Genomic DNA, 20,373 nt, shown 5'->3' with positions numbered 1-20,373 from the left:
AGTAATCATGAGAGTGAACTATAAAAATACCCCTGAAAAATATCAAACTCTTGCAGAAATTATCATCCCACCCTTGCTTGATTTACTCAAAAGTTTAACCATGTTAGAAGAGGAAATTTTTGATCGTAACAGAGCACTGGATAAGAAAAAAGAAGGCCTTGGCATCCCAGCAAATCAGCTTCATCCTATGTGGAATGAACTTATGGATGACTATTTTCAGAGGCAAATGCAACTTCTAACTGGACGAGTGACTCAAAAATGCTTGGAAGGAGGAGTTCGAAATTCTTATGGCTCCCCAAGTGAGTATAACTATGTTAAAAGGAATGATTTTTCTGTAGATTTCATCATGACAAAAGCTGAAGAAGCAAGAATTATCACCCATTTTCAAGAAGCTTTAGAAATGAAGCATCAGTTTGTACTTAGATTGGTGGATGGAAATTGGTTGCTTGACCAGAAATTCTACGGTTTTGAGGATGAAGAAACTTGGTATCTCGACTCAATTTGACCAAGATAGCTATGCTTCCCAACTGATATGAAAAAAGGAGAAGTCCTATGAAATTTTTGAAAAATCTATTTGCTAGTAAGAAAGAAAAGTCAGAGAAGAAAAAACAACTTATCTTGTCCATGCCCCTCTTCAAAGGCAAGCAGGCTTATTCTTTAGACCAGGTCGTTCAGGATTTAAAATCTCACTGGGGGCTTGAAATTTCTGAAGTTTCTGGGGATGATTCTAGTGCAACCTTTGTGATTGATGGTGCTCTCGTTGCTTTAGCATTGATGGATCTTCCTATCCCAAGTCAAGAATTTGAAGAATTGTATGCCTATTCTTACCTCTGGCAGGATGTTGAGAAGGAAACGCAGGAGCACACACAACACGCCATTGTTTCTATTTTGTCTGACAATCTTTCGCCAGTAGAGACTTATTCCTTATTGACTAAAGTCAATGCCTCTATCCTAAAAACAAGTCCATCAGCTATTGGTATTTATCAGGGTTCTACCACCTTGCTCTTGCCCAAAGATCTTTATCTAGACCTAGCTGACCTTTTGAAAGCAGAAATGCTTCCCCTTCAACTCTGGATCTATATGGGGATTATCAACCAAGGAGATAAAACTAGCATTTACACTTATGGTTTAAAAGAGTTTGGAAAAACTGAGATTGAAATTATCGACTCCCCTATGGATAGCGATGACTTATATTATTTTCTCTTGTCTATTCTTCAGTATGTTTTAGGCAGTGATGTCACCTTAAAGGACGGTGAAACCATTGGTTTTTCAGAAGATCAAAAAATCAAAATCACTGAGTCAAAAGCCGTCTATTTGGAAGGTAATTCCTTGAAATTAGATGTTTAGACCATGATTTATAAATAAGTGTCCTACCTAGATTGGAGGTTTTATGAATCCTGATATAAAAAAGTATTATCTCTACCGTTTTCTGGTCTATAGATTTGAAAAACTCTCTTGTAAGAATCCAAGTCTCAAGGAAATAGAGTCAGAGAAGAGAGAAAAAATCGTTCTAGAGGCTACTCGAACTAGTCAAAAGATTATTCTAGTCTTAGGAATTCTTTATGTTTTGCTTAATTCTGCTATGTTCATTTACCTTAGGCTCAATGATTTTCAAAATCCCTTAGTGACTTGGTTTACTGACTACATCGACTATTTGGGGGTACTGATAAACGGAGAATGGGGTGGTAGTTGGCGTCAAAAGAAAGCTAGTTTTTTGATGATTGCTCTACTGGCTTTACCGATTGTGCTGATAGAAGGTGGCCCCTTCTTCTTGCTGGTTTTATTGATTGGGAATTGGGTACTAAAGAGAAAGATAAGGTTTGAGAGAGAACATAAAGGAGTAGAGAGCCATGGCTAGAACGGCGATAATAGGTACTTTAATAGTTTTTGCAATCTTTAATCTGCTACTTGGTCTGGGGTTTTATCTCTTTCTAAAAAAGAGGAAAGAGAATGGGCAGTCATTGTACGAAACCCCTGTAAATCAACAAACTCGAACAGAAAAACTGGGTCTAGGCGAGATTTTAGTCTACCTGTCCCTGATTGCCATCGCGGGGATCTTTGCTTTTCAGACCTTAAATAGAGGTGGTGTTGGGAATTCTATTTTAGCCAAAATGATTCTCTTACCTGCACTAATGGCTCTTTTCAATGCAAGAAAACGAACTGGGAAGTCTATGCTTGCCCTCCTTATAACCTTTATGGTCTTTTTAGTAGGAGTCATGTTTAATCTCACGATTGGTTTGCCACCTCAAGCACCAATTTTGCAAATTAATGAAAGTAAAATCATTTTAGTAGAAACCAAAGCAAGTGATCTGATGGAAGCTGGATTTGATATCTATGTAAGACAGGGGGATGGTGCTAGCGACTACGAAGACCTCCTGACAGATGGCAATTTCCAAAAGTATTCAGGAGATAAATCAGTCACTATCGAAAAAGGTTTCAGACTTGATAGCAATGCGATCCCTTACGCTCCCTATCTTCTTGCAAAAGATGGCATAGTACTGGGTAGTATTTCCTTTTACGGTGCTGAGGACCAGAATGTGGCTTTAGAAGATTCTAAGATTATTCAGGTTCGATTTAACAAGGAAAGTATTGAGGCGGCAAAAAAACATTCTATCACTTTGAAATTAGATGAACTTGACTTGACTACTAGACTTGATATCCCGCTTGTTCAAGAAACTTTCAAAAAGCATCTATGGTCAATCCCCCCATCACATACAAGTGATGTCACTCAATTGTGGTATGGATTACAGTGGTCAAGTAACAGTGACTCTCTATTTTGGAATGAGTATTACAGTCTTATCCGTCTGGATGAAAATTACTTGATGACTGATTTTGAGCTAGCTGTTCAAGTAGCACGAGATGACTAGATAGGATTTTGAATAGTTGATTATTCTTATGATTCATTAAAGAAACTAATCTATTTAGTTTCTTTTTTGTTTTTTGATTTAAATTTAAAACGATTTCCATTTTTAAGTTAAATAAATTTCACGAACAAAAAAATGAATTTATTTAAAAAAGTTTCTAAAAATACTTTACAAGAATACGAAAACATGATATAGTAATTAAGCTTAGAAAATGAGATGATGTTTTCTAGCAAATATAAACCCGAGTAAAAAATGCCTACGGACAGGCAGGGTTGAATGCCGAAGCGTGGTTGAAAAGCCACATTATTGATAGGGTTAAAAGCCTACTTTTATAAGTTGATGTTAGGACATTAGTTCTAATTCGTATAGATTTGTTAGTGTGGTGAAAGCACACGTCATCTTGTGAAACGATCAATAAAGTACGTAATATTTGCTACTAGAGAGTTAGGAAACATCAGGAACAGACATACTCAAAAGAAACAAACATAAACACGTCAGTAGATTGTAGAGCAGGTGCCAACCTGCTCTTTTTTCATAAGTATCCTTTAGAGCCTTACATGGTTAAGGTGTAAAAAATATGATAAAGGAGTATGTCTTTATAATGTTAAATCAAAACCAAGCTCCCATCTATGAGGGGTTGGTCAAGTTACGAAAGAAAAGAATTGTACCATTTGACGTACCTGGTCACAAGCGTGGCCGCGGTAACCCAGAGTTGGTTGAACTTTTAGGGGAAAAATGTGTAGGTATAGATGTTAACTCTATGAAGCCCTTGGACAATTTGGGACATCCCATTTCGATTATCCGAGAAGCTGAGGAACTGGCTGCAGAAGCTTTTGGAGCGGCTCATGCTTTTTTAATGATTGGGGGAACAACATCATCAGTACAAACCATGATTCTCTCCACCTGTAAAGCAGGTGATAAAATCATTCTTCCTCGAAATGTTCATAAGTCAGCCATTAATGCACTCGTTTTGTGTGGCGCTATTCCCATCTATATCGAGATGAGTGTAGATCCAAAAATCGGTATTGCTTTGGGGCTTGAAAATGAGCGTGTAGCACATGCTATTCAAGAACATCCAGATGCCAAGGCAATCCTAATCAACAATCCAACCTATTATGGGATTTGTTCAGACCTTAAGGGGCTAACAGAGATGGCTCACGCTGCAGGAATGAAAGTTTTAGTAGATGAAGCGCACGGGGCCCATCTACATTTTACAGATAAACTTCCCCTATCTGCTATGGACGCAGGAGCTGATATGTCAGCTGTATCCATGCATAAGTCTGGTGGCAGCTTGACACAAAGTTCACTTCTTTTAGTTGGGGATCAGATGAATCCTGAGTACGTTCGTCAAATTATTAACCTAACCCAGTCAACATCTGCATCTTACCTGTTAATGGCTAGTCTGGATGTTTCTCGTAGAAACTTAGCCCTTCGTGGGAAAGAGTCCTTTGAGAAGGTCATTGAGCTATCTGAGTACGCTCGTCGTGAAATCAATGCTATCGGTGGTTACTATGCCTACTCAAAAGAGTTAGTAGACGGTGTGTCCGTTTGCGATTTTGACGTGACCAAGCTGTCAGTTTACACCCAAGGTATTGGCCTAACAGGTATTGAAGTTTATGATCTCTTACGGGATGAATATGATATTCAGATCGAGTTTGGTGATATTGGCAATATCTTAGCTTATATTTCGATTGGTGACCGTATCCAAGACATTGAACGCTTGGTCGGTGCTCTAGCTGATATCAAGAGACTCTACTCACGAGATGGGAAGGACTTGATTGCTGGAGAATATATTCAGCCTGAGCTGGTGCTGTCTCCTCAGGAAGCCTTTTATTCAGAGAGAAGAAGCTTAACCTTGGACGAGTCTGTGGGGCAAGTCTGTGGGGAATTTGTCATGTGCTATCCTCCAGGTATTCCAATTCTAGCGCCAGGTGAACGGATCACACGCGAAATTGTTGATTATATCCAATTTGCCAAAGAACGTGGTTGTTCCCTCCAAGGAACGGAAGATCCAGAGGTCAATCACATCAATGTTATTGAGAGAAAGGAGAACTAAATGGATTTATGGTTTTCTGAAGTTCATACTCCAGATGTGAAATTGTCCTTGAGAACAGCCAAGCAACTGTATTCTGGTCAAAGTGAATGGCAGGATATTGAAGTATTAGATACACCAGCTTTTGGGAAGATATTGATTTTAAATGGGCATGTCCTATTTTCAGATGCAGATGACTTTGTCTACAATGAAATGACAGTTCATGTGCCCATGGCTGTCCATCCTAATCCAAAGAAAGTCTTGGTTATCGGGGGTGGTGACGGAGGTGTTGCCCAGGTATTAACTCTATATCCAGAGCTGGAGCAAATTGATATCGTGGAACCGGATGAGATGTTAGTTGAGGTCTGTCGTGAGTATTTTCCAGACTTTGCTGCAGGGCTAGATGATCCTCGTGTTACCATTTATTATCAAAATGGACTTCGTTTTTTGAGAAATTGTGAAGATGATTATGACATTATCATCAATGATGCGACAGATCCATTTGGACATACAGAAGGTCTTTTTACCAAGGAATTTTACGGCAATAGTTACCGTGCTCTGAAAGAAGACGGTATTATGATTTACCAGCATGGTAGTCCCTTCTTTGACGAAGATGAGTCGGCTTGCCGAAGCATGCACCGCAAGGTCAATCAAGCCTTTCCAATCAGCCGGGTTTACCAGGCACATATCCCAACTAGTCCTGCTGGTTATTGGTTGTTTGGATTTGCTTCGAAAAAATATCACCCTGTCAAAGATTTTGATAAGGAAGGCTGGAAAAAACGCCAGCTTTTCACAGAATACTACACTGCAAACTTACATGTGGGTGCCTTTATGTTGCCTAAGTATGTAGAAGACATTTTAGAAGAAGAGGAAGGAAAAAAATGAGTCGTTTATTAGTTATTGGATGTGGGGGAGTCGCCCAAGTTGCTATATCAAAGATTTGCCAAGATAGCGATACTTTTAAAGAAATTATGATTGCTAGCCGTACCAAGTCAAAATGTGATGACTTGAAGGCTAAATTAGAAGGCAAAACAAATACTAAGATTGAGACAGCTGCTCTTGATGCAGACAAGGTAGAAGAAGTGATTGCCTTGATTGAAAGCTACAAACCAGAAGCCGTTTTGAACGTAGCTTTACCATACCAAGATTTGACCATTATGGATGCATGTTTGGCAACGGGAGTTCACTATATCGACACAGCCAACTATGAGGCTGAAGATACAGAAGACCCTGAATGGCGTGCTATTTATGAGAAACGTTGCAAGGAACTTGGTTTTACAGCCTACTTTGATTACTCATGGCAATGGGCTTACCAAGAAAAATTCAAGGAAGCAGGTTTGACAGCTCTTCTTGGTTCTGGTTTTGACCCAGGTGTAACCAGTGTCTTTTCAGCTTATGCTTTGAAACACTATTTTGATGAAATCCACTATATCGACATTTTAGACTGTAATGGTGGTGACCACGGTTATCCATTTGCGACAAACTTTAACCCAGAAATCAATCTACGTGAGGTTTCTGCACCAGGTTCATACTGGGAAGATGGAAAATGGGTTGAGGTCGAAGCTATGTCTATCAAACGTGAGTATGATTTCCCTCAAGTTGGTCAAAAAGACATGTACCTCCTCCACCATGAAGAAATCGAATCATTAGCAAAGAATATTCCAGGTGTTAAACGCATTCGTTTCTTTATGACTTTTGGCCAATCTTATCTAACGCACATGAAATGCTTGGAAAACGTCGGGCTTCTTCGTACAGATGCCATTAATTTTAATGGACAAGAAATTGTTCCTATCCAATTCTTGAAAGCTTTGCTTCCCGATCCTGCAAGCCTTGGACCACGCACTGTTGGAAAAACCAATATCGGTTGTATCTTTACTGGTGTCAAAGATGGAGTTGAAAAGACCATCTACATCTACAATGTTTGCGACCATCAGGAATGCTACGCAGAAGTAGGATCACAAGCAATTTCTTATACAACAGGTGTTCCTGCTATGATTGGGACAAAATTAGTGATGGATGGTACATGGAAACAGCCTGGAGTTTATAACCTTGAAGAGTTGGATCCTGACCCATTCATGGAAGCTTTAAATAAATACGGTTTGCCATGGGTTGTGGTTGAAAATCCACAAATGGTGGACTAATGAAGTTAGAACAAGTACCAACACCTTCTTATATCATTGACTTGGGAAAGTTAGAAGCCAACTGCCGTATTCTACAGTATGTTCAAGAAGAAGCTGGTTGCAAGGTTTTGCTTGCCCAAAAGGCTTATTCCCTCTATAAAACCTATCCTTTAATTAGCCAGTATCTTTCTGGTACGACAGCTAGTGGACTCTATGAAGCGAAGCTGGCTAGGGAAGAATTTCCGGGGGAAGTCCATGTATTTGCGCCTGCTTTTAAGGAAGCAGATATGGAAGAGTTGCTTCAAATATCTAATCATATTGTTTTTAACTCAGAGAGACAATTACGAAAATACGGTGAAACTTGTCGTGAAGCTGGTATCAGTGTTGGTCTACGCCTCAATCCTCAGTATTCTACTCAGGGAGATCACGCGCTCTATGACCCTTGCGCTCCTGGATCCCGTTTTGGAGTGACTTCAGATAAGATACCAAGTGATTTGCTGGACTTGGTGGATGGGCTTCATTTTCATACTCTTTGTGAGCAAGGGGCAGATGATTTAGCGACAACCTTGAAAGCAGTAGAAGAGCAGTTTGGGCCTTATTTGCATGAGGTCAAATGGCTCAATATGGGCGGCGGACACCACATTACCCGAGACGACTATGATGTGGACTTACTGATTTCTGAGATTAAGCAAATTCGAGAAACTTATAACCTTGACGTCTATATCGAACCCGGAGAAGCGATTGCTCTTAATGCGGGCTATCTAGCTACTGAAGTCTTAGACATCGTTGAAAATGGGATTGAGACCTTAGTGCTAGACGCTTCAGCAAGTTGTCATATGCCAGATGTCCTTGAGATGCCCTATCGTCCTCCATTGAGAGATGGTTTTGAACCGCAAGAAAAACCTTATACTTATAGACTCTCTTCAAATACTTGCCTAACAGGTGATATCATTGGGGATTACAGCTTTGAAAAACCGATTGAAATCGGCGATCGCCTCTATTTTGAAGACATGGCAATCTACTCCTTTGTCAAAAATAATACTTTTAACGGGATTGGACTTCCCAGTTTATATCTCATGGATAAAGAGGGTGAGTGCAGTCTAGTCAAATCATTTGGCTACCAAGACTTTAAGGAGAGATTATCATGATGGACAGCCCAAAGAAATTAGGTTATCGTATGCCTGCAGAGTATGAACCCCATCATGGGACTCTCATGATATGGCCTACTCGACCAGGGTCTTGGCCTTTTCAAGGCAAGGCTGCAAAAACAGCTTTTAGTCAGATTATTAAAACCATTGCTCAAGGGGAAACAGTCTACCTTTTGGTGGAGGAGGACTATCTATCTGAAGCCCAATCCTATCTTGGAGACAAGGTCGTCTATCTAGATATCCCAACAAATGATGCCTGGGCTCGTGATACAGGTCCGACCATTCTCCTTAATGATAAAAGGGAAAAATTAGCGGTAGATTGGTCTTTCAATGCTTGGGGAGGTTCTGTGGATGGACTCTATCAAGACTATGAAGCAGATGACCAAGTGGCCAGTCGTTTTGCAGAATTCTTAGAGGTACCTGTTTACGATGCAAAACCATTTGTACTAGAAGGTGGAGCTATACACAGTGACGGTCAAGGAACCATACTTGTCACAGAAAGCTGCTTGCTCAGTCCGGGTCGCAATCCTCATATGACTAAAGAAGAGATTGAAAATACCTTACTAGAGAGCCTTGGAGCTGAAAAAGTCATCTGGCTACCTTACGGTATTTATCAGGACGAAACCAATGAACACGTCGACAATGTAGCAGCTTTTGTTGGCCCAGCAGAGATTGTCTTAGCTTGGACGGACGACCAAGACGATCCCCAGTATGCCATGTCTGCGGCCGATTTAGCTCTTTTAGAGACGGAAACAGATGCAAAGGGGCGTTCCTTTACCATTCATAAACTTCCGATTCCAGCTATCCATCAAGTAGTGACGGAAGAAGATTTGCCGGGCTATACTTATGAAGAAGGCGAAGAGGAACGCTATGCTGGTGAGCGTTTAGCAGCATCCTATGTGAACTTCTATATTGCTAATAAGTCTGTCTTGGTGCCACAATTTCAGGATGAAAACGACCAAGTGGCCTTGGATATCCTGAGTAAGTGTTTCCCAGACCGTGAAGTTGTCGGAATCCCTGCAAGAGATATTCTTTTAGGTGGTGGAAATATCCACTGTATTACCCAACAAATTCCAGAATAGGAGAAAAAGATGAGAAATGTAAAGGTTGCAGCTATTCAGATGCAATGCGCTAAGGATGTGGAAACGAATATCCAAACAGCTGAACGTTTGGTCCGTCAAGCTACAGATCAAGGTGCGCAAATTATTCTCTTACCTGAGTTGTTTGAACGTCCCTATTTCTGTCAGGAACGTCAATATGACTACTACCAGTATGCCCAGTCGGTGTCAGAAAATACGGCAATTCAGCATTTCAAAGTGATTGCCAAGGAATTAAAGGTCGTTTTACCAATCAGTTTCTATGAAAAAGATGGTAATGTCTTATATAATTCGATAGCTGTCATTGATGCAGATGGAGAAGTGCTAGGCGTTTATCGGAAGACACACATACCAGATGACCATTATTATCAAGAAAAGTTTTATTTCACGCCTGGCAACACAGGATTCAAAGTTTGGGATACTCGCTATGCGAAAATCGGTATTGGGATCTGTTGGGATCAGTGGTTCCCTGAAACAGCCCGTTGCCTTGCCTTAAATGGTGCAGAATTTCTCTTTTATCCAACAGCCATTGGTTCGGAACCAATTTTGGATACAGATAGTTGTGGACATTGGCAACGTACGATGCAAGGGCACGCAGCAGCAAATATTGTGCCAGTTATTGCTGCTAATCGTTATGGCTTGGAAGAAGTCCAACCTTGCGAGGAAAATGGGGGACAAAGTTCTAGCCTTAACTTCTATGGTTCATCCTTTATGACCGATGAAACAGGAGCTATCTTGACCAAAGCAGAACGACAAGGCGAAGCTATCTTGTTAATAACTTATGACCTTGACAAGGGAGCAAATGAACGCCTAAACTGGGGCTTGTTTAGAGATAGAAGACCAGATATGTATAAAGATATTGTCAGATAATAACAAAAAGTAGCCAGCTCAGGCTACTTTTTTAAAATTCTTTATAAACATAAGGATTCTCTGGTTTGTCCACTTTTATGAAAGACTGGACTTCGATTGTTGGAAGGACTTGGTTAAGTTCCTTGTGGTAGCGATTGCTAATCTTTCCTTTAACTCTCACCCAGGTGTTATTGTCATAATGATTGGTATTTCCTATGGTCAATAGCCCAAAAACCCCTGAATCAGCTATACAGTGCATAATACCAAAGCGAAAAACAAATTGACTATCGCTGTGACTGGGATCATTGTAAATAAAGCCTGTGAACTCGATTTCCTTACCTTCAAACTCATTTTGATAGTCATAAATAGCTTCCATGACTTCTAAGTAATTATCATCGGTGATGACAATACTAGATTGAGCTAAGTATTTATCAGCAGATTTCCTAACAATTTTTTCATAAGCTGTCTTTGAATAAAACCGACTGGTATCCGGCTTGAGATACTGACTGCTAGTACCTTCACTTGCTTGGATTGCCTTGTCAGTTCCTTCCGACAAAGGGAAATAATATCCTTTTGCCGATACTGTTTGTGAATCCAGAGTAACTGTTGGAAAAGTGAATCCAACTAACAAAGGCAAACTTAAGAGGACAAAACTAGCAAGTTTGGCTGAAAAACTCTGTAAGTGACTATGTTCTTTCGAACGTTTGAAACAAATATAGGCTTGAACGATGGCTAGTATCAAAGATAAAACCATGGTGATATAAGCCAGATAAGAGTAGTGGAGATTTAGATATTGATTGAGCTTACCTGATAGATGTAGATAAAGGGTTAAGAAAAAATAACTCATCAAAATAAGAAATCGTATCATAGCATCACCCCGACTAGATAAGCATAAATAAGTACAACGAGAGTTACAATAGTCATAAACTGCCAAATAAAGCGAGTTTTGAGATAATTTTTCATCATGAGTAAGTTCTTAACATCAAGTATAGGACCTATAACCAGAAAGGCAAGAACTGGAGCAAAGCCAAAACTGGAGAGAAGCGAAGAGCCGATAAAAGCATCCGCCTCACTACAGAGTGATAGTAGGAAGGATAAGAGCATCAATAGAACAATAGCAAGCAGTGGGGAAGAGCTGATAGATGTCAAGATTCGAGTTGGTACATAGACTTGAACTAGACTTGCAAAAAGACAGCCAAAGACCAAGTAACGCCCCATATCGAAGAATTCATCAATAGCTTGGATAAAGACCTGAAGGATTTTTTGACCTTTACTCAAGTGAGAAAAATCATGCTCATGACAAGCCAATCTATATTCCTTTTGAATAGGTCCCTCCCAGAAAAATCCAAGAAAGATACCCAAAATAGTAGCAACAAGAATCGAACCTAAAGCGCGGAGTAAGACCATTTTAAATGAATTACCAAAAGCTGAATAGGTCGCAAAAAGTACGATGGGATTAATGATTGGAGCCGTTACTAGAAAGGGAACAGCTGTATAGCTTGGAACCTTCTTCTCCAAGAAACGATTGATGATAGGGACAATCCCACACTCACAAGAGGGAAAGAGAAAACCAATGAAGGTACCAAAAAAGATTCTCCCCAAGCGATTTTTAGGGAGAAATGTATAAACCTTCTCAGGAGTGATGTAGACTTCAATAGCACCAGAGATGATGCTACCAATTAAGACAAAGGGTAGGGCTTCAATAATGATTGATAGAAAAATGGCACCAGCTTGTAAAACACTTGAAGGTAGGTTTTGAAAGAGATCCATCTATTTTTTCTTTTCTGCTTTTTCTTTCTTTTCTTTGTCATCTGGAAATGTTACTTGCTTTAAATCAGGTAGTTTAGCGAATTCTTCGAACATCTTATCTAAGTCATCAGTTTTTGTAAATTTAACAGCCATAAGGCATACCTCGATTCTTTTAGTTATCACTATTATACTATTATTTCTAAGAAATAGTTGGATTTTAAAATAAACATAGCTTTTATCTTTATAAAGTTGAAATAAAGCAACAAATTAATGAAAACAAGCTTTCCTGCTTATGGTATAATAGTTTCATGGATAAAAAATATGAAAAAATTTCCCAAGATTTGGGTGTAACTTTAAAGCAGATTGATACTGTCTTGTCTTTGACAGCAGAAGGAGCAACTATCCCCTTTATCGCCCGTTATCGGAAAGATATGACCGGAAGTCTAGATGAAGTAGCCATTAAGGCTATTATCGACCTCGATAAGAGTTTAACTGCTCTAAATGATCGTAAGGAAGCGGTCTTAGCAAAAATCAAAGAGCAAGGTAAGCTAACAAAGGAATTGGAAGAAGCTATTTTAGCAGCTGAAAAACTCGCAGATGTAGAAGAACTCTATCTTCCCTATAAGGAGAAACGTCGGACCAAGGCAACGATTGCGCGTGAGGCTGGACTTTTTCCACTTGCTCGTTTAATTTTACAAAATGTTTCTAACCTAGAAAAAGAAGCAGAAGCATTTGTCTGCGAAGGTTTCGAAACTCCTCAAGAAGCTTTGGCTGGGGCTGTAGACATCTTGGTTGAAGCACTATCCGAGGATGTTCATTTGCGTTCAATGACATATCAAGAGGTACATAGACGCTCTAAGATTACTTCTCAAGTCAAAGATGAGAGTCTTGATGAAAAACAAGTCTTTCAGATTTATTACGATTTCTCAGAAACAGTTGCAAACATGCAAGGTTACCGTACGCTTGCCCTTAATCGTGGTGAAAAGCTAGGCATTTTGAAGATTGGATTTGAGCATGCAGTTGATCGTATCCAAGCATTCTTTGCTGCTCGTTTCAAGGTTAAGAATGCTTATATTGACGAAGTTATTCAGCAATCTGTTAAGAAAAAAGTATTACCAGCTATTGAGCGTCGTATTCGTACAGAATTAACAGAAAAGGCAGAAGAAGGAGCTATCCAACTCTTCTCAGAAAACCTTCGCAATCTTCTCCTTGTTGCTCCTCTTAAAGGGCGCGTGGTACTTGGATTTGACCCTGCCTTTCGTACAGGTGCAAAGCTTGCAGTCGTTGATGCAACTGGGAAGATGTTGACAACGCAGGTCATTTATCCAGTCAAACCAGCTTCAGCTCGTCAGATTGAGGAAGCCAAGCGTGATTTGGCTGATTTGATTGGCCAATACGGTGTTGAAATTATTGCTATCGGAAATGGTACTGCCAGTCGTGAGAGCGAAGCTTTTGTTGCTGAAGTGCTTAAGGATTTTCCAGAAGTTAGTTATGTCATCGTTAATGAGAGCGGTGCGTCTGTCTACTCAGCTAGTGAACTTGCTCGTCAAGAGTTTCCTGACTTAACCGTTGAAAAACGTTCAGCCATTTCTATCGCTCGTCGTTTGCAAGACCCACTTGCAGAATTGGTTAAAATTGATCCCAAATCTATCGGTGTTGGTCAATACCAGCACGATGTTAGTCAAAAGAAATTGTCTGAAAGTCTGGACTTTGTCGTAGATACAGTCGTTAACCAAGTCGGTGTCAATGTCAACACAGCTAGTCCAGCCTTACTTTCACATGTCGCAGGACTTAACAAAACGATATCTGAAAATATCGTGAAGTATCGTGAAGAAGAAGGTAAAATCACTTCACGGGCCCAAATCAAGAAAGTTCCTCGTTTAGGTGCTAAAGCGTTTGAACAGGCTGCCGGTTTCCTCCGTATCCCTGAAAGTAGCAATATCCTTGACAACACAGGTGTTCACCCGGAAAACTATGGTGCTGTCAAAGAACTCTTCAAACGTTTGGACATTAAGGACGTAAACGAAGAAGCACAAGCTAAGCTCAAGTCTGTATCAATCAAAGAAATGGCTCAAGAGCTAGACCTTGGTCAAGAAACACTTAAAGATATTATTGCTGATCTTCTCAAACCAGGTCGTGATTTCCGTGATTCTTTTGATGCTCCAGTTCTTCGTCAGGATGTCTTGGATATCAAGGACTTAAAAGTCGGTCAAAAGCTTGAAGGGGTCGTTCGGAACGTTGTAGACTTTGGTGCCTTTGTTGACATTGGTATCCATGAGGATGGTCTCATTCATATTTCTCACATGAGTAAGAAATTTATCAAGCATCCAAGTCAAGTCGTATCCGTTGGGGATTTGGTAACTGTATGGGTGAAGACAATCGATGTCCAACGTGAAAAAGTAAATCTGTCGCTCCTTGCACCAGATGAATCTAACTGATTACGTTAAACAAGTCTCTTTAGAAGACTTCGGAAAACCTTTCAAACACCAAGCTCAATGGAATACTCGTCTGCGGTCGACAGGTGGACGATTTTTCCCTAAGGATGGGCATTTGGATTTTAATCCAAAAGTCTATCAAGAGCTAGGGGTAGAAGTTTTTCGGAAGATTGTCCGTCACGAACTCTGTCATTACCATCTATACTATGAAGGTAAGGGTTATAAGCATAAAGATATAGCTTTTAAAGAACTGTTAAAAGAAGTAGATGGGCTCCGCTTTGTTCCTCCCTTATCAAGCGTTCGTCAAAAACCAGCTTTGGTTTATAAATGTTACTCTTGTGGCCAACCCTATCAAAGAAAACGACAAATCGACACCAAACGTTATCGTTGTGGTCTATGTCATGGAAAACTTATCCTACAAAATCCGCCTAAGGACTGATGCAGGGTGTTTAAGTTCATGTTATACTTGTTTCAAGAATACCGAAAGAGGTACAAATCATGAATAGAAAATTTTACAAAATGAGACGAAATCGGATGATATCAGGAGTTCTTGCTGGACTATCTGATAGATGGGATCTTGATGTGACACTCGTGCGCTTTATTTTTGCTATCTTTACAATCGCAAATTTTGGACTCGGAATCATCATCTACATTATCCTAGCTTATATCCTACCAACTAAGGAAGATATCGAAGCTGACATGTACGGAACAGGCCCACGCAAAATGAAAGAAGCTGAGCCAATCGATGATGACAAAGGTTGGTTTTGGTAACCATCTTACCATTCATTTGAAGTATTAAACCCTTGTAATTACAAGGGTTTTTCTTTTGCTTGAAAATTTGTGGTAAACTAATAGTAGTTGATTTCAAAAAATATCTCTATCTTACAAAAATGTAAGATTAAAGCTCCATTTGTAAGGTTATGTTATGGAACCAACTCTTTCTTTAGAGTACACTTATATCATAAAGATAAAGGAGCAAAACTATGAAAAATATTTTACAGAAGAAACATACAAGTAAGCCGAGTCCAAAGGATATCGAGCGAGTTCAGCTCGGTTGCGCTATTATGCAGGCTCAGTTTCAATTAATGGGATATTAAAAAGGAGATGTTAAAATGACGCTATTAGATGTAAAACACGTTCAAAAGATTTATAAAACTCGCTTTCAAGGCAACCAAGTAGAAGCCTTGAAAGATATTCACTTTACTGTAGAAAAAGGCGATTACGTTGCTATCATGGGTGAATCTGGTTCTGGGAAATCTACTTTACTCAATATTCTCGCCATGCTAGACAAGCCAACTCGTGGCCAGGTTTTCCTTAACGGAACAGACACAGCTACCATTAAAAATTCTGAAGCATCAAGTTTCCGTCGTGAAAAGTTAGGCTTTGTCTTCCAAGACTTTAATTTGTTAGATACGCTTTCTGTTAAAGACAATATCTTACTCCCTTTGGTATTGTCTAGAAAGCCTATTACAGAAATGATGAAAAAATTGGTGGTGACGGCTGAAAATCTTGGCATCAATCAATTGCAGGAGAAGTACCCTTATGAAATCTCTGGAGGGCAAAAACAACGGGTTGCAGTTGCACGGGCTATCATCACAGACCCAGAAATTCTCCTTGCGGACGAGCCAACAGGTGCCCTAGACTCTAAATCGTCTGCAGCTCTCCTTGATATCTTTGATCAGATCAACGAGCAAGGGCAAACCATTCTCATGGTAACCCACTCAACAGCAGCAGCTAGCCGTGCAAAACGTGTCCTTTTCATCAAGGATGGCATTCTCTATAACCAAATCTACCGTGGTGAAAAAACTGATCGTCAGATGTTCCAAGAAATCTCTGACACCTTAACTGTTATGGCAAGTGAGGTGAACTAGTATGTTTCGATTAACCAATAAGTTGGCCATATCCAACTTAATCAAAAACCGCAAACTCTATTACCCTTTTGCTTTGTCTGTCATTTTGGCAGTCACGATTAGCTATCTCTTTTACTCCCTAGCTTTTAATCCAAAAATTGTGGATTTGCGTGGTGCATCTGCTATACAATTTACCCTACAACTAGGGCTTGTCGTAGTGACACTTGCATCTGCCATTATCGTGCTTTATGCCAACAGTTTTGTCATGAAAAACCGTTCCAAAGAACTGGGTGTATATGGCATGTTGGGCTTAGAAAAACGCCATTTGATTGGTATGACCTTCAAGGAACTCTTGATTTTTGGGCTAGTAACAGTCACTGCCGGTATTGGGATAGGCGCCCTCTTTGATAATCTCATCTTTGCATTATTGCTTAAACTTGCGAAGATGAAGGTAGAGTTAGTTGCAACTTTCCAATGGTCCGTAGTGCTTTCAATCCTTCTGGTATTCGGTTTTATCTTTTTAGTTATCGTTTTCTTAAACGCTATACGTATCATCCGTATGGATGCTCTCCAACTCTCTCGTGAGAAAGCAAAAGGTGAGAAGAAGGGGCGTTTCCTAGTTCTTCAAACTTTAGTAGGGCTCATTGCACTAGGTGGTGGCTACTACTTAGCACTAAGCGTAACAGATGCATTTAAAGCTGTCGCTACTTTCTTTATTGCGGTCATGTTAGTTATTGTAGGAACCTATCTCTTATTCAATGCTGGTATTACAGTCTTCTTACAGTTGCTCAAGAAAAACAAGAGATATTACTACCAACCCAACAACCTCATCTCTGTTTCTAACCTCATCTTCCGTATGAAAAAAAATGCTGTCGGATTAGCAACCATTGCTATCCTTTCAACCATGGTTTTAATCACCATGTCAGCAGCAACCAGCATCTACAACGGTTCTGAAAATATGAAAAAACTCCTATATCCTCACGATTTTGATGTCAAGGGGCAAAATGTAGAAGTTGAGGATTTAGACAAACTTTTGACTCAGTATGCAAGTGAAAAGAGCTTAACGATTAGTAACAAAGATGTACTCAGCTATGCTAGCTTCGGCCTTTCTAGTCAAGATGGGACCAAATTAACCATCTTTGAAAAAGGGCAAAATAGTGTTATGCCCAAGACTGTCTTCTTAGTTTTCGACCAAAAAGATTACGAAAAGATGACTGGTCAGAAATTAAATCTCACTGGAGATGAAGTAGGGCTTTGGGCTCGAAATGACCAACTTAAAGGACAGAGAGCATTTAGTCTAAACAATCAGAACTATACGATCAAGGAAGCAATCCAGCAGGATTTTATTGCTAATCATGTTTCCAATCCTTATGTACTATTGGTGTCAGATTATAACTATCTTGTAGTAGCTGATATTCAAAGCTTTTTGGAACAGTACCAGGATTCAGCTATATACACACAGCTCTACGGTGGTATGGATGTAACAGCTAGTCTAGAGGAACAGTTAAAGCTATCTGATGATTTTGAGGAGTTTGCAAATAATTTTAGTCATAATCTCAAAAATAAAGACGGTATGGTTTATGGTGGAGGCACTGCAAGTGATGCAATTGCACAAATGAATGCTCTCTTTGGAGGAGTTCTCTTTATTGGTATTTTCCTCTCTATCATCTTTATGATGGGAACAGTACTTGTTATCTACTATAAACAAATCTCAGAAGGTTATGAGGATCGTGAACGCTTTGTCATCCTGCAAAAAGTTGGCTTGGACCAAAAACAAATCAAGCAAACCATTAACAAGCAAGTCTTGACTGTTTTCTTCCTTCCAGTAATCTTCGCCTTTCTTCACTTAGCATTTGCCTATCATATGTTGAGTTTGATTCTTAAGGTCATTGGGGTAGTAGATACAGCTATGATGTTAAGTGTAACACTTTCTATTTGTGGTATCTTTGCCCTTATCTACGTACTAATCTTTATGATTACTTCAAGAAGTTATCGCAAAATTATCCAGCTATAATAAAAAATACCTCGATATTTTCGAGGTGTTTTTATGATTTAAATGCTAAACAATTGTCCAAATAGATAAGTAACACCCATGGTCAAAAGGCCGATGCAAAGGTTACGAATCATAGCTGTTTTGGTTGGGGCTTTTCCAAGTTTGGCACTTGTATATCCAGTGACTAGAAGTGAAATTGCTACAATGATAACAGTAGCAGGGATTCGATAGTCACTTGGAAAGATGGTTATTGAAAGCATTGGCGGGAGACTTCCGAGGACAAAGGAAATAAAGCTAGATGCTGCAGCATGCCATGGATTGGTGAATTCTTCATACTCGATACCATATTTTTCCTCGACTAAGGCTTTTAGTGGATTTTTCAAAAAAGCTTTGTTAACTAATAGTTGAGCTGAAGTTTCACACTCACCATTTTGAAGATAGGATGCGTAGAGTGATTTTTTAGCAGCCTCCATATCTTTATCCAAAAGTAGTTGTTCACGAGCTACAGCAGCTTCCTCCGTGTCTTTCTGAGTAGATACAGATACATACTCGCCTCCAGCCATAGAAAAGGCACCAGCAAGAATAGCAGCCAATCCTGAGAGGAAGATGATCCAGATATTCGTTGTAGCACTGGCTACCCCGATAACAACTCCAGCGATAGAGATGATTCCATCATTTGCTCCCAGTACACCAGCACGCAAGATATTTAAACGACCAGCAAAGTTTGCATCAATTTCATGAGTAATTTCTGACATAGTTTTCTCCTTTCTAAACATTATAAAGTATATGAGCAGTGAAGACAAACATTTTAAACTATCTGAAAAAAGTTCTACAATTCTAATAATAGCAATAGCTATTTCTTATGCCAATATATAACAAAGTTGTATTTGTAACTGAACGAATTAGGTGATACAATGAACCTAATGAAATCTTTGGAGGACTCACAATGACTCGTGAATTTAAATTTGAAACACTTCAATTGCATGCTGGTCAAGTAGTAGACGCGACTACAAAATCTCGTGCTGTTCCTATTTACCAAACAACATCTTTTGTATTTGAAGATACCCAAGAAGGAGCTGAACTTTTTGCCCTTCAAAAGGCTGGTAATATCTATACTCGTATCACTAACCCAACAACATCAGCCTTTGAAGAGCGTATCGCAGCTCTTGAAGGTGGTGTAGGTGCACTTGCAACTGCATCAGGTATGGCTGCTATTACCTACACAATTTTAGCTCTAGCCCACGCAGGAGACCACGTCGTTGCAGCATCAACCATCTATGGTGGTACCTTTAACCTCTTGAAAGAAACACTTCCTCGTTATGGAATCACCACAACTTTTGTTGATATTGATAATCTAGAAGAAGTAGAAGCAGCGATTAAAGATAATACCAAGCTTGTCTTGATTGAAACTTTGGGAAATCCAGTTATCAATATTCCAGATATCGAAAAAATCGCTGAAATTGCTCACAAACACCAGATTCCTTTGGTTGCTGACAATACCTTCGCAACACCTTATCTTATCAATGTCTTTTCTCACGGTGTAGATATCGCAGTTCACTCTGCAACTAAGTTTATCGGTGGTCACGGTACAACTATTGGTGGTGTCATTGTTGACAGTGGTAAGTTTGACTGGGCTGCTTCAGGGAAATTCCCTCAATTGGTCGATGAGGACCCAAGCTACCACAATATCAGTTATACTCGTGATGTTGGTGCTGCAGCCTTTATCGTGGCTGCTCGCGTGCAATTGCTTCGTGATATGGGAGCTGCCCTTTCACCGTTTAACTCATTCTTACTCTTACAAGGTCTTGAAACACTTTCTCTTCGAGTTGAACGCCATGTTCAAAATGCTGAGAAAATCGTTGATTTCCTTGTGAACCATCCAAAGGTTGAAAAGGTCAACTATCCAAAACTTCCAGATAGCCCTTACCACGCATTAGCTGAGAAATATTTACCAAAAGGTGTTGGTTCAATCTTTACCTTCCATGTTAAAGGCGGAGAAGCAGAAGCTCGTAAAGTGATTGACAACTTGGAAATCTTTTCAAACTTAGCCAATGTAGCAGATGCTAAATCATTGGTGGTTCATCCCGCAACTACAACACATGCTCAGTTGTCAGACTCTGATCTAGAAGCAGCAGGAGTAACTAAAAATCAAATCCGTCTCTCAATCGGTCTTGAAAATGTCGATGATTTGATTGAAGATTTGCGACTAGCTCTTGAAAAGATTTAAAAACACTTA

At 39.7% G+C, this 20,373-nt stretch carries 20 protein-coding genes; 16 read left to right on the top strand and 4 right to left on the bottom strand.

Annotation, left to right across the window (positions count from 1 at the left end; translation table 11 throughout):
- Positions 1-7 precede the first annotated feature (7 nt).
- From NMM19_RS04685 to aguB, 10 genes are all read left to right on the top strand, one after another.
- Positions 8-505 (top strand): hypothetical protein, encoded by a 498-nt coding sequence (locus tag NMM19_RS04685; RefSeq protein ID WP_178895039.1) that lies wholly within the window; start codon positions 8-10, stop codon positions 503-505.
- Positions 506-552: 47 nt separating this feature from the next.
- A complete protein-coding gene (locus NMM19_RS04680; protein WP_178895038.1) occupies positions 553-1,347 on the top strand; it encodes a DUF4261 domain-containing protein in 795 nt (264 codons plus the stop codon).
- Between the two features lie 43 nt (positions 1,348-1,390).
- Complete coding sequence (locus tag NMM19_RS04675; RefSeq protein ID WP_178895037.1) at positions 1,391-1,858, top strand: hypothetical protein; 468 nt, start codon at positions 1,391-1,393, stop codon at positions 1,856-1,858.
- A complete protein-coding gene (locus NMM19_RS04670; RefSeq protein ID WP_178895036.1) occupies positions 1,851-2,867 on the top strand; it encodes a hypothetical protein in 1,017 nt (338 codons plus the stop codon). Before NMM19_RS04675 ends, NMM19_RS04670 begins: the two co-directional genes overlap by 8 nt.
- A 598-nt stretch (positions 2,868-3,465) precedes the next feature.
- Complete coding sequence (locus tag NMM19_RS04665) at positions 3,466-4,920, top strand: aminotransferase class I/II-fold pyridoxal phosphate-dependent enzyme (RefSeq protein ID WP_178895035.1); 1,455 nt, start codon at positions 3,466-3,468, stop codon at positions 4,918-4,920.
- Positions 4,921-5,781 carry a polyamine aminopropyltransferase gene (speE, locus tag NMM19_RS04660; protein ID WP_178895034.1) on the top strand — a complete coding sequence of 287 codons (861 nt, stop codon included), beginning with the start codon at positions 4,921-4,923 and terminating at the stop codon, positions 5,779-5,781.
- A complete protein-coding gene (locus tag NMM19_RS04655) occupies positions 5,778-7,037 on the top strand; it encodes a saccharopine dehydrogenase family protein (protein WP_254730217.1) in 1,260 nt (419 codons plus the stop codon). Before speE ends, NMM19_RS04655 begins: the two co-directional genes overlap by 4 nt.
- Positions 7,037-8,164, top strand: a complete 1,128-nt coding sequence (gene nspC / locus NMM19_RS04650; protein WP_178895032.1) for a carboxynorspermidine decarboxylase — start codon at positions 7,037-7,039, stop codon at positions 8,162-8,164. Before NMM19_RS04655 ends, nspC begins: the two co-directional genes overlap by 1 nt.
- A complete protein-coding gene (gene aguA / locus NMM19_RS04645; RefSeq protein WP_178895031.1) occupies positions 8,161-9,246 on the top strand; it encodes an agmatine deiminase in 1,086 nt (361 codons plus the stop codon). The genes nspC and aguA overlap by 4 nt, the downstream gene beginning before the upstream one ends.
- A gap of 9 nt (positions 9,247-9,255) precedes the next feature.
- The gene (gene aguB / locus NMM19_RS04640; RefSeq protein ID WP_178895030.1) at positions 9,256-10,131 is read left to right on the top strand and encodes an N-carbamoylputrescine amidase; all 876 of its coding nucleotides are present in this window, start codon (positions 9,256-9,258) and stop codon (positions 10,129-10,131) included.
- 31 nt (positions 10,132-10,162) lie between these two features.
- Here aguB and NMM19_RS04635 read toward each other — a convergent pair whose 3' ends face one another.
- Genes NMM19_RS04635 through NMM19_RS04625 form a run of 3 tightly spaced genes read right to left on the bottom strand, consistent with a single transcriptional unit; the run spans position 10,163 to position 12,012 of the window.
- The gene (locus NMM19_RS04635) at positions 10,163-10,978 is read right to left on the bottom strand and encodes a TIGR03943 family protein (RefSeq protein WP_178895029.1); all 816 of its coding nucleotides are present in this window, start codon (positions 10,976-10,978) and stop codon (positions 10,163-10,165) included.
- Complete coding sequence (locus NMM19_RS04630) at positions 10,975-11,880, bottom strand: permease (protein ID WP_178895028.1); 906 nt, start codon at positions 11,878-11,880, stop codon at positions 10,975-10,977. The genes NMM19_RS04635 and NMM19_RS04630 overlap by 4 nt, the downstream gene beginning before the upstream one ends.
- Positions 11,881-12,012, bottom strand: coding sequence for an SPJ_0845 family protein (locus tag NMM19_RS04625; RefSeq protein ID WP_148131582.1), 132 nt, complete (start codon positions 12,010-12,012; stop codon positions 11,881-11,883).
- 155 nt (positions 12,013-12,167) lie between these two features.
- Between NMM19_RS04625 and NMM19_RS04620 the strand changes: the two genes are divergently transcribed.
- The 5 genes from NMM19_RS04620 to NMM19_RS04600 all read left to right on the top strand — a co-directional run bounded on the left by NMM19_RS04620 (position 12,168) and on the right by NMM19_RS04600 (position 18,158).
- Positions 12,168-14,297, top strand: a complete 2,130-nt coding sequence (locus NMM19_RS04620; protein WP_178895027.1) for a Tex family protein — start codon at positions 12,168-12,170, stop codon at positions 14,295-14,297.
- The gene (locus NMM19_RS04615) at positions 14,284-14,733 is read left to right on the top strand and encodes a SprT family protein (protein ID WP_178895026.1); all 450 of its coding nucleotides are present in this window, start codon (positions 14,284-14,286) and stop codon (positions 14,731-14,733) included. Before NMM19_RS04620 ends, NMM19_RS04615 begins: the two co-directional genes overlap by 14 nt.
- Before the next feature lie 59 nt (positions 14,734-14,792).
- Complete coding sequence (locus NMM19_RS04610; protein WP_178895025.1) at positions 14,793-15,065, top strand: PspC domain-containing protein; 273 nt, start codon at positions 14,793-14,795, stop codon at positions 15,063-15,065.
- A 341-nt stretch (positions 15,066-15,406) separates the two neighbouring features.
- Positions 15,407-16,165 carry an ABC transporter ATP-binding protein gene (locus NMM19_RS04605; RefSeq protein WP_006145535.1) on the top strand — a complete coding sequence of 253 codons (759 nt, stop codon included), beginning with the start codon at positions 15,407-15,409 and terminating at the stop codon, positions 16,163-16,165.
- A 1-nt stretch (position 16,166) separates the two neighbouring features.
- Positions 16,167-18,158, top strand: coding sequence for an ABC transporter permease (locus tag NMM19_RS04600; protein ID WP_254730214.1), 1,992 nt, complete (start codon positions 16,167-16,169; stop codon positions 18,156-18,158).
- Between the two features lie 38 nt (positions 18,159-18,196).
- Here NMM19_RS04600 and NMM19_RS04595 read toward each other — a convergent pair whose 3' ends face one another.
- Entirely contained in the window at positions 18,197-18,892 is a 696-nt protein-coding gene (locus NMM19_RS04595; RefSeq protein WP_178895023.1) for a VIT family protein, read from the bottom strand.
- 191 nt (positions 18,893-19,083) lie between these two features.
- Between NMM19_RS04595 and NMM19_RS04590 the strand changes: the two genes are divergently transcribed.
- Positions 19,084-20,364, top strand: coding sequence for an O-acetylhomoserine aminocarboxypropyltransferase/cysteine synthase family protein (locus NMM19_RS04590; RefSeq protein ID WP_254730212.1), 1,281 nt, complete (start codon positions 19,084-19,086; stop codon positions 20,362-20,364).
- The last annotated feature ends 9 nt before the right edge of the window (positions 20,365-20,373 follow it).

The organism is Streptococcus sp. CF8_St5-17 (assembly GCF_024295665.1).
Classification (GTDB): domain Bacteria; phylum Bacillota; class Bacilli; order Lactobacillales; family Streptococcaceae; genus Streptococcus.
The sequence above is the reverse complement of the archived record's forward strand: the minus strand, read 5'-3'. Positions and strand labels throughout refer to the sequence as shown.

What these genes read in the sequence shown, in the direction of transcription:
- NMM19_RS04620 (WP_178895027.1), top strand. Translation starts at nt 12,168, where the DNA reads ATGGATAAAAAATATGAAAAAATTTCCCAAGATTTGGGTGTAACTTTA.
- NMM19_RS04615 (WP_178895026.1), top strand. Translation starts at nt 14,284, where the DNA reads ATGAATCTAACTGATTACGTTAAACAAGTCTCTTTAGAAGACTTCGGA.
- NMM19_RS04675 (WP_178895037.1), top strand. Translation starts at nt 1,391, where the DNA reads ATGAATCCTGATATAAAAAAGTATTATCTCTACCGTTTTCTGGTCTAT.
- NMM19_RS04625 (WP_148131582.1), bottom strand. Translation starts at nt 12,012, where the DNA reads ATGGCTGTTAAATTTACAAAAACTGATGACTTAGATAAGATGTTCGAA.
- aguB (WP_178895030.1), top strand. Translation starts at nt 9,256, where the DNA reads ATGAGAAATGTAAAGGTTGCAGCTATTCAGATGCAATGCGCTAAGGAT.
- NMM19_RS04590 (WP_254730212.1), top strand. Translation starts at nt 19,084, where the DNA reads ATGACTCGTGAATTTAAATTTGAAACACTTCAATTGCATGCTGGTCAA.
- NMM19_RS04600 (WP_254730214.1), top strand. Translation starts at nt 16,167, where the DNA reads ATGTTTCGATTAACCAATAAGTTGGCCATATCCAACTTAATCAAAAAC.
- aguA (WP_178895031.1), top strand. Translation starts at nt 8,161, where the DNA reads ATGATGGACAGCCCAAAGAAATTAGGTTATCGTATGCCTGCAGAGTAT.
- speE (WP_178895034.1), top strand. Translation starts at nt 4,921, where the DNA reads ATGGATTTATGGTTTTCTGAAGTTCATACTCCAGATGTGAAATTGTCC.
- NMM19_RS04595 (WP_178895023.1), bottom strand. Translation starts at nt 18,892, where the DNA reads ATGTCAGAAATTACTCATGAAATTGATGCAAACTTTGCTGGTCGTTTA.
- NMM19_RS04635 (WP_178895029.1), bottom strand. Translation starts at nt 10,978, where the DNA reads ATGATACGATTTCTTATTTTGATGAGTTATTTTTTCTTAACCCTTTAT.
- nspC (WP_178895032.1), top strand. Translation starts at nt 7,037, where the DNA reads ATGAAGTTAGAACAAGTACCAACACCTTCTTATATCATTGACTTGGGA.
- NMM19_RS04665 (WP_178895035.1), top strand. Translation starts at nt 3,466, where the DNA reads ATGTTAAATCAAAACCAAGCTCCCATCTATGAGGGGTTGGTCAAGTTA.
- NMM19_RS04670 (WP_178895036.1), top strand. Translation starts at nt 1,851, where the DNA reads ATGGCTAGAACGGCGATAATAGGTACTTTAATAGTTTTTGCAATCTTT.
- NMM19_RS04655 (WP_254730217.1), top strand. Translation starts at nt 5,778, where the DNA reads ATGAGTCGTTTATTAGTTATTGGATGTGGGGGAGTCGCCCAAGTTGCT.
- NMM19_RS04680 (WP_178895038.1), top strand. Translation starts at nt 553, where the DNA reads ATGAAATTTTTGAAAAATCTATTTGCTAGTAAGAAAGAAAAGTCAGAG.
- NMM19_RS04685 (WP_178895039.1), top strand. Translation starts at nt 8, where the DNA reads ATGAGAGTGAACTATAAAAATACCCCTGAAAAATATCAAACTCTTGCA.
- NMM19_RS04610 (WP_178895025.1), top strand. Translation starts at nt 14,793, where the DNA reads ATGAATAGAAAATTTTACAAAATGAGACGAAATCGGATGATATCAGGA.
- NMM19_RS04605 (WP_006145535.1), top strand. Translation starts at nt 15,407, where the DNA reads ATGACGCTATTAGATGTAAAACACGTTCAAAAGATTTATAAAACTCGC.
- NMM19_RS04630 (WP_178895028.1), bottom strand. Translation starts at nt 11,880, where the DNA reads ATGGATCTCTTTCAAAACCTACCTTCAAGTGTTTTACAAGCTGGTGCC.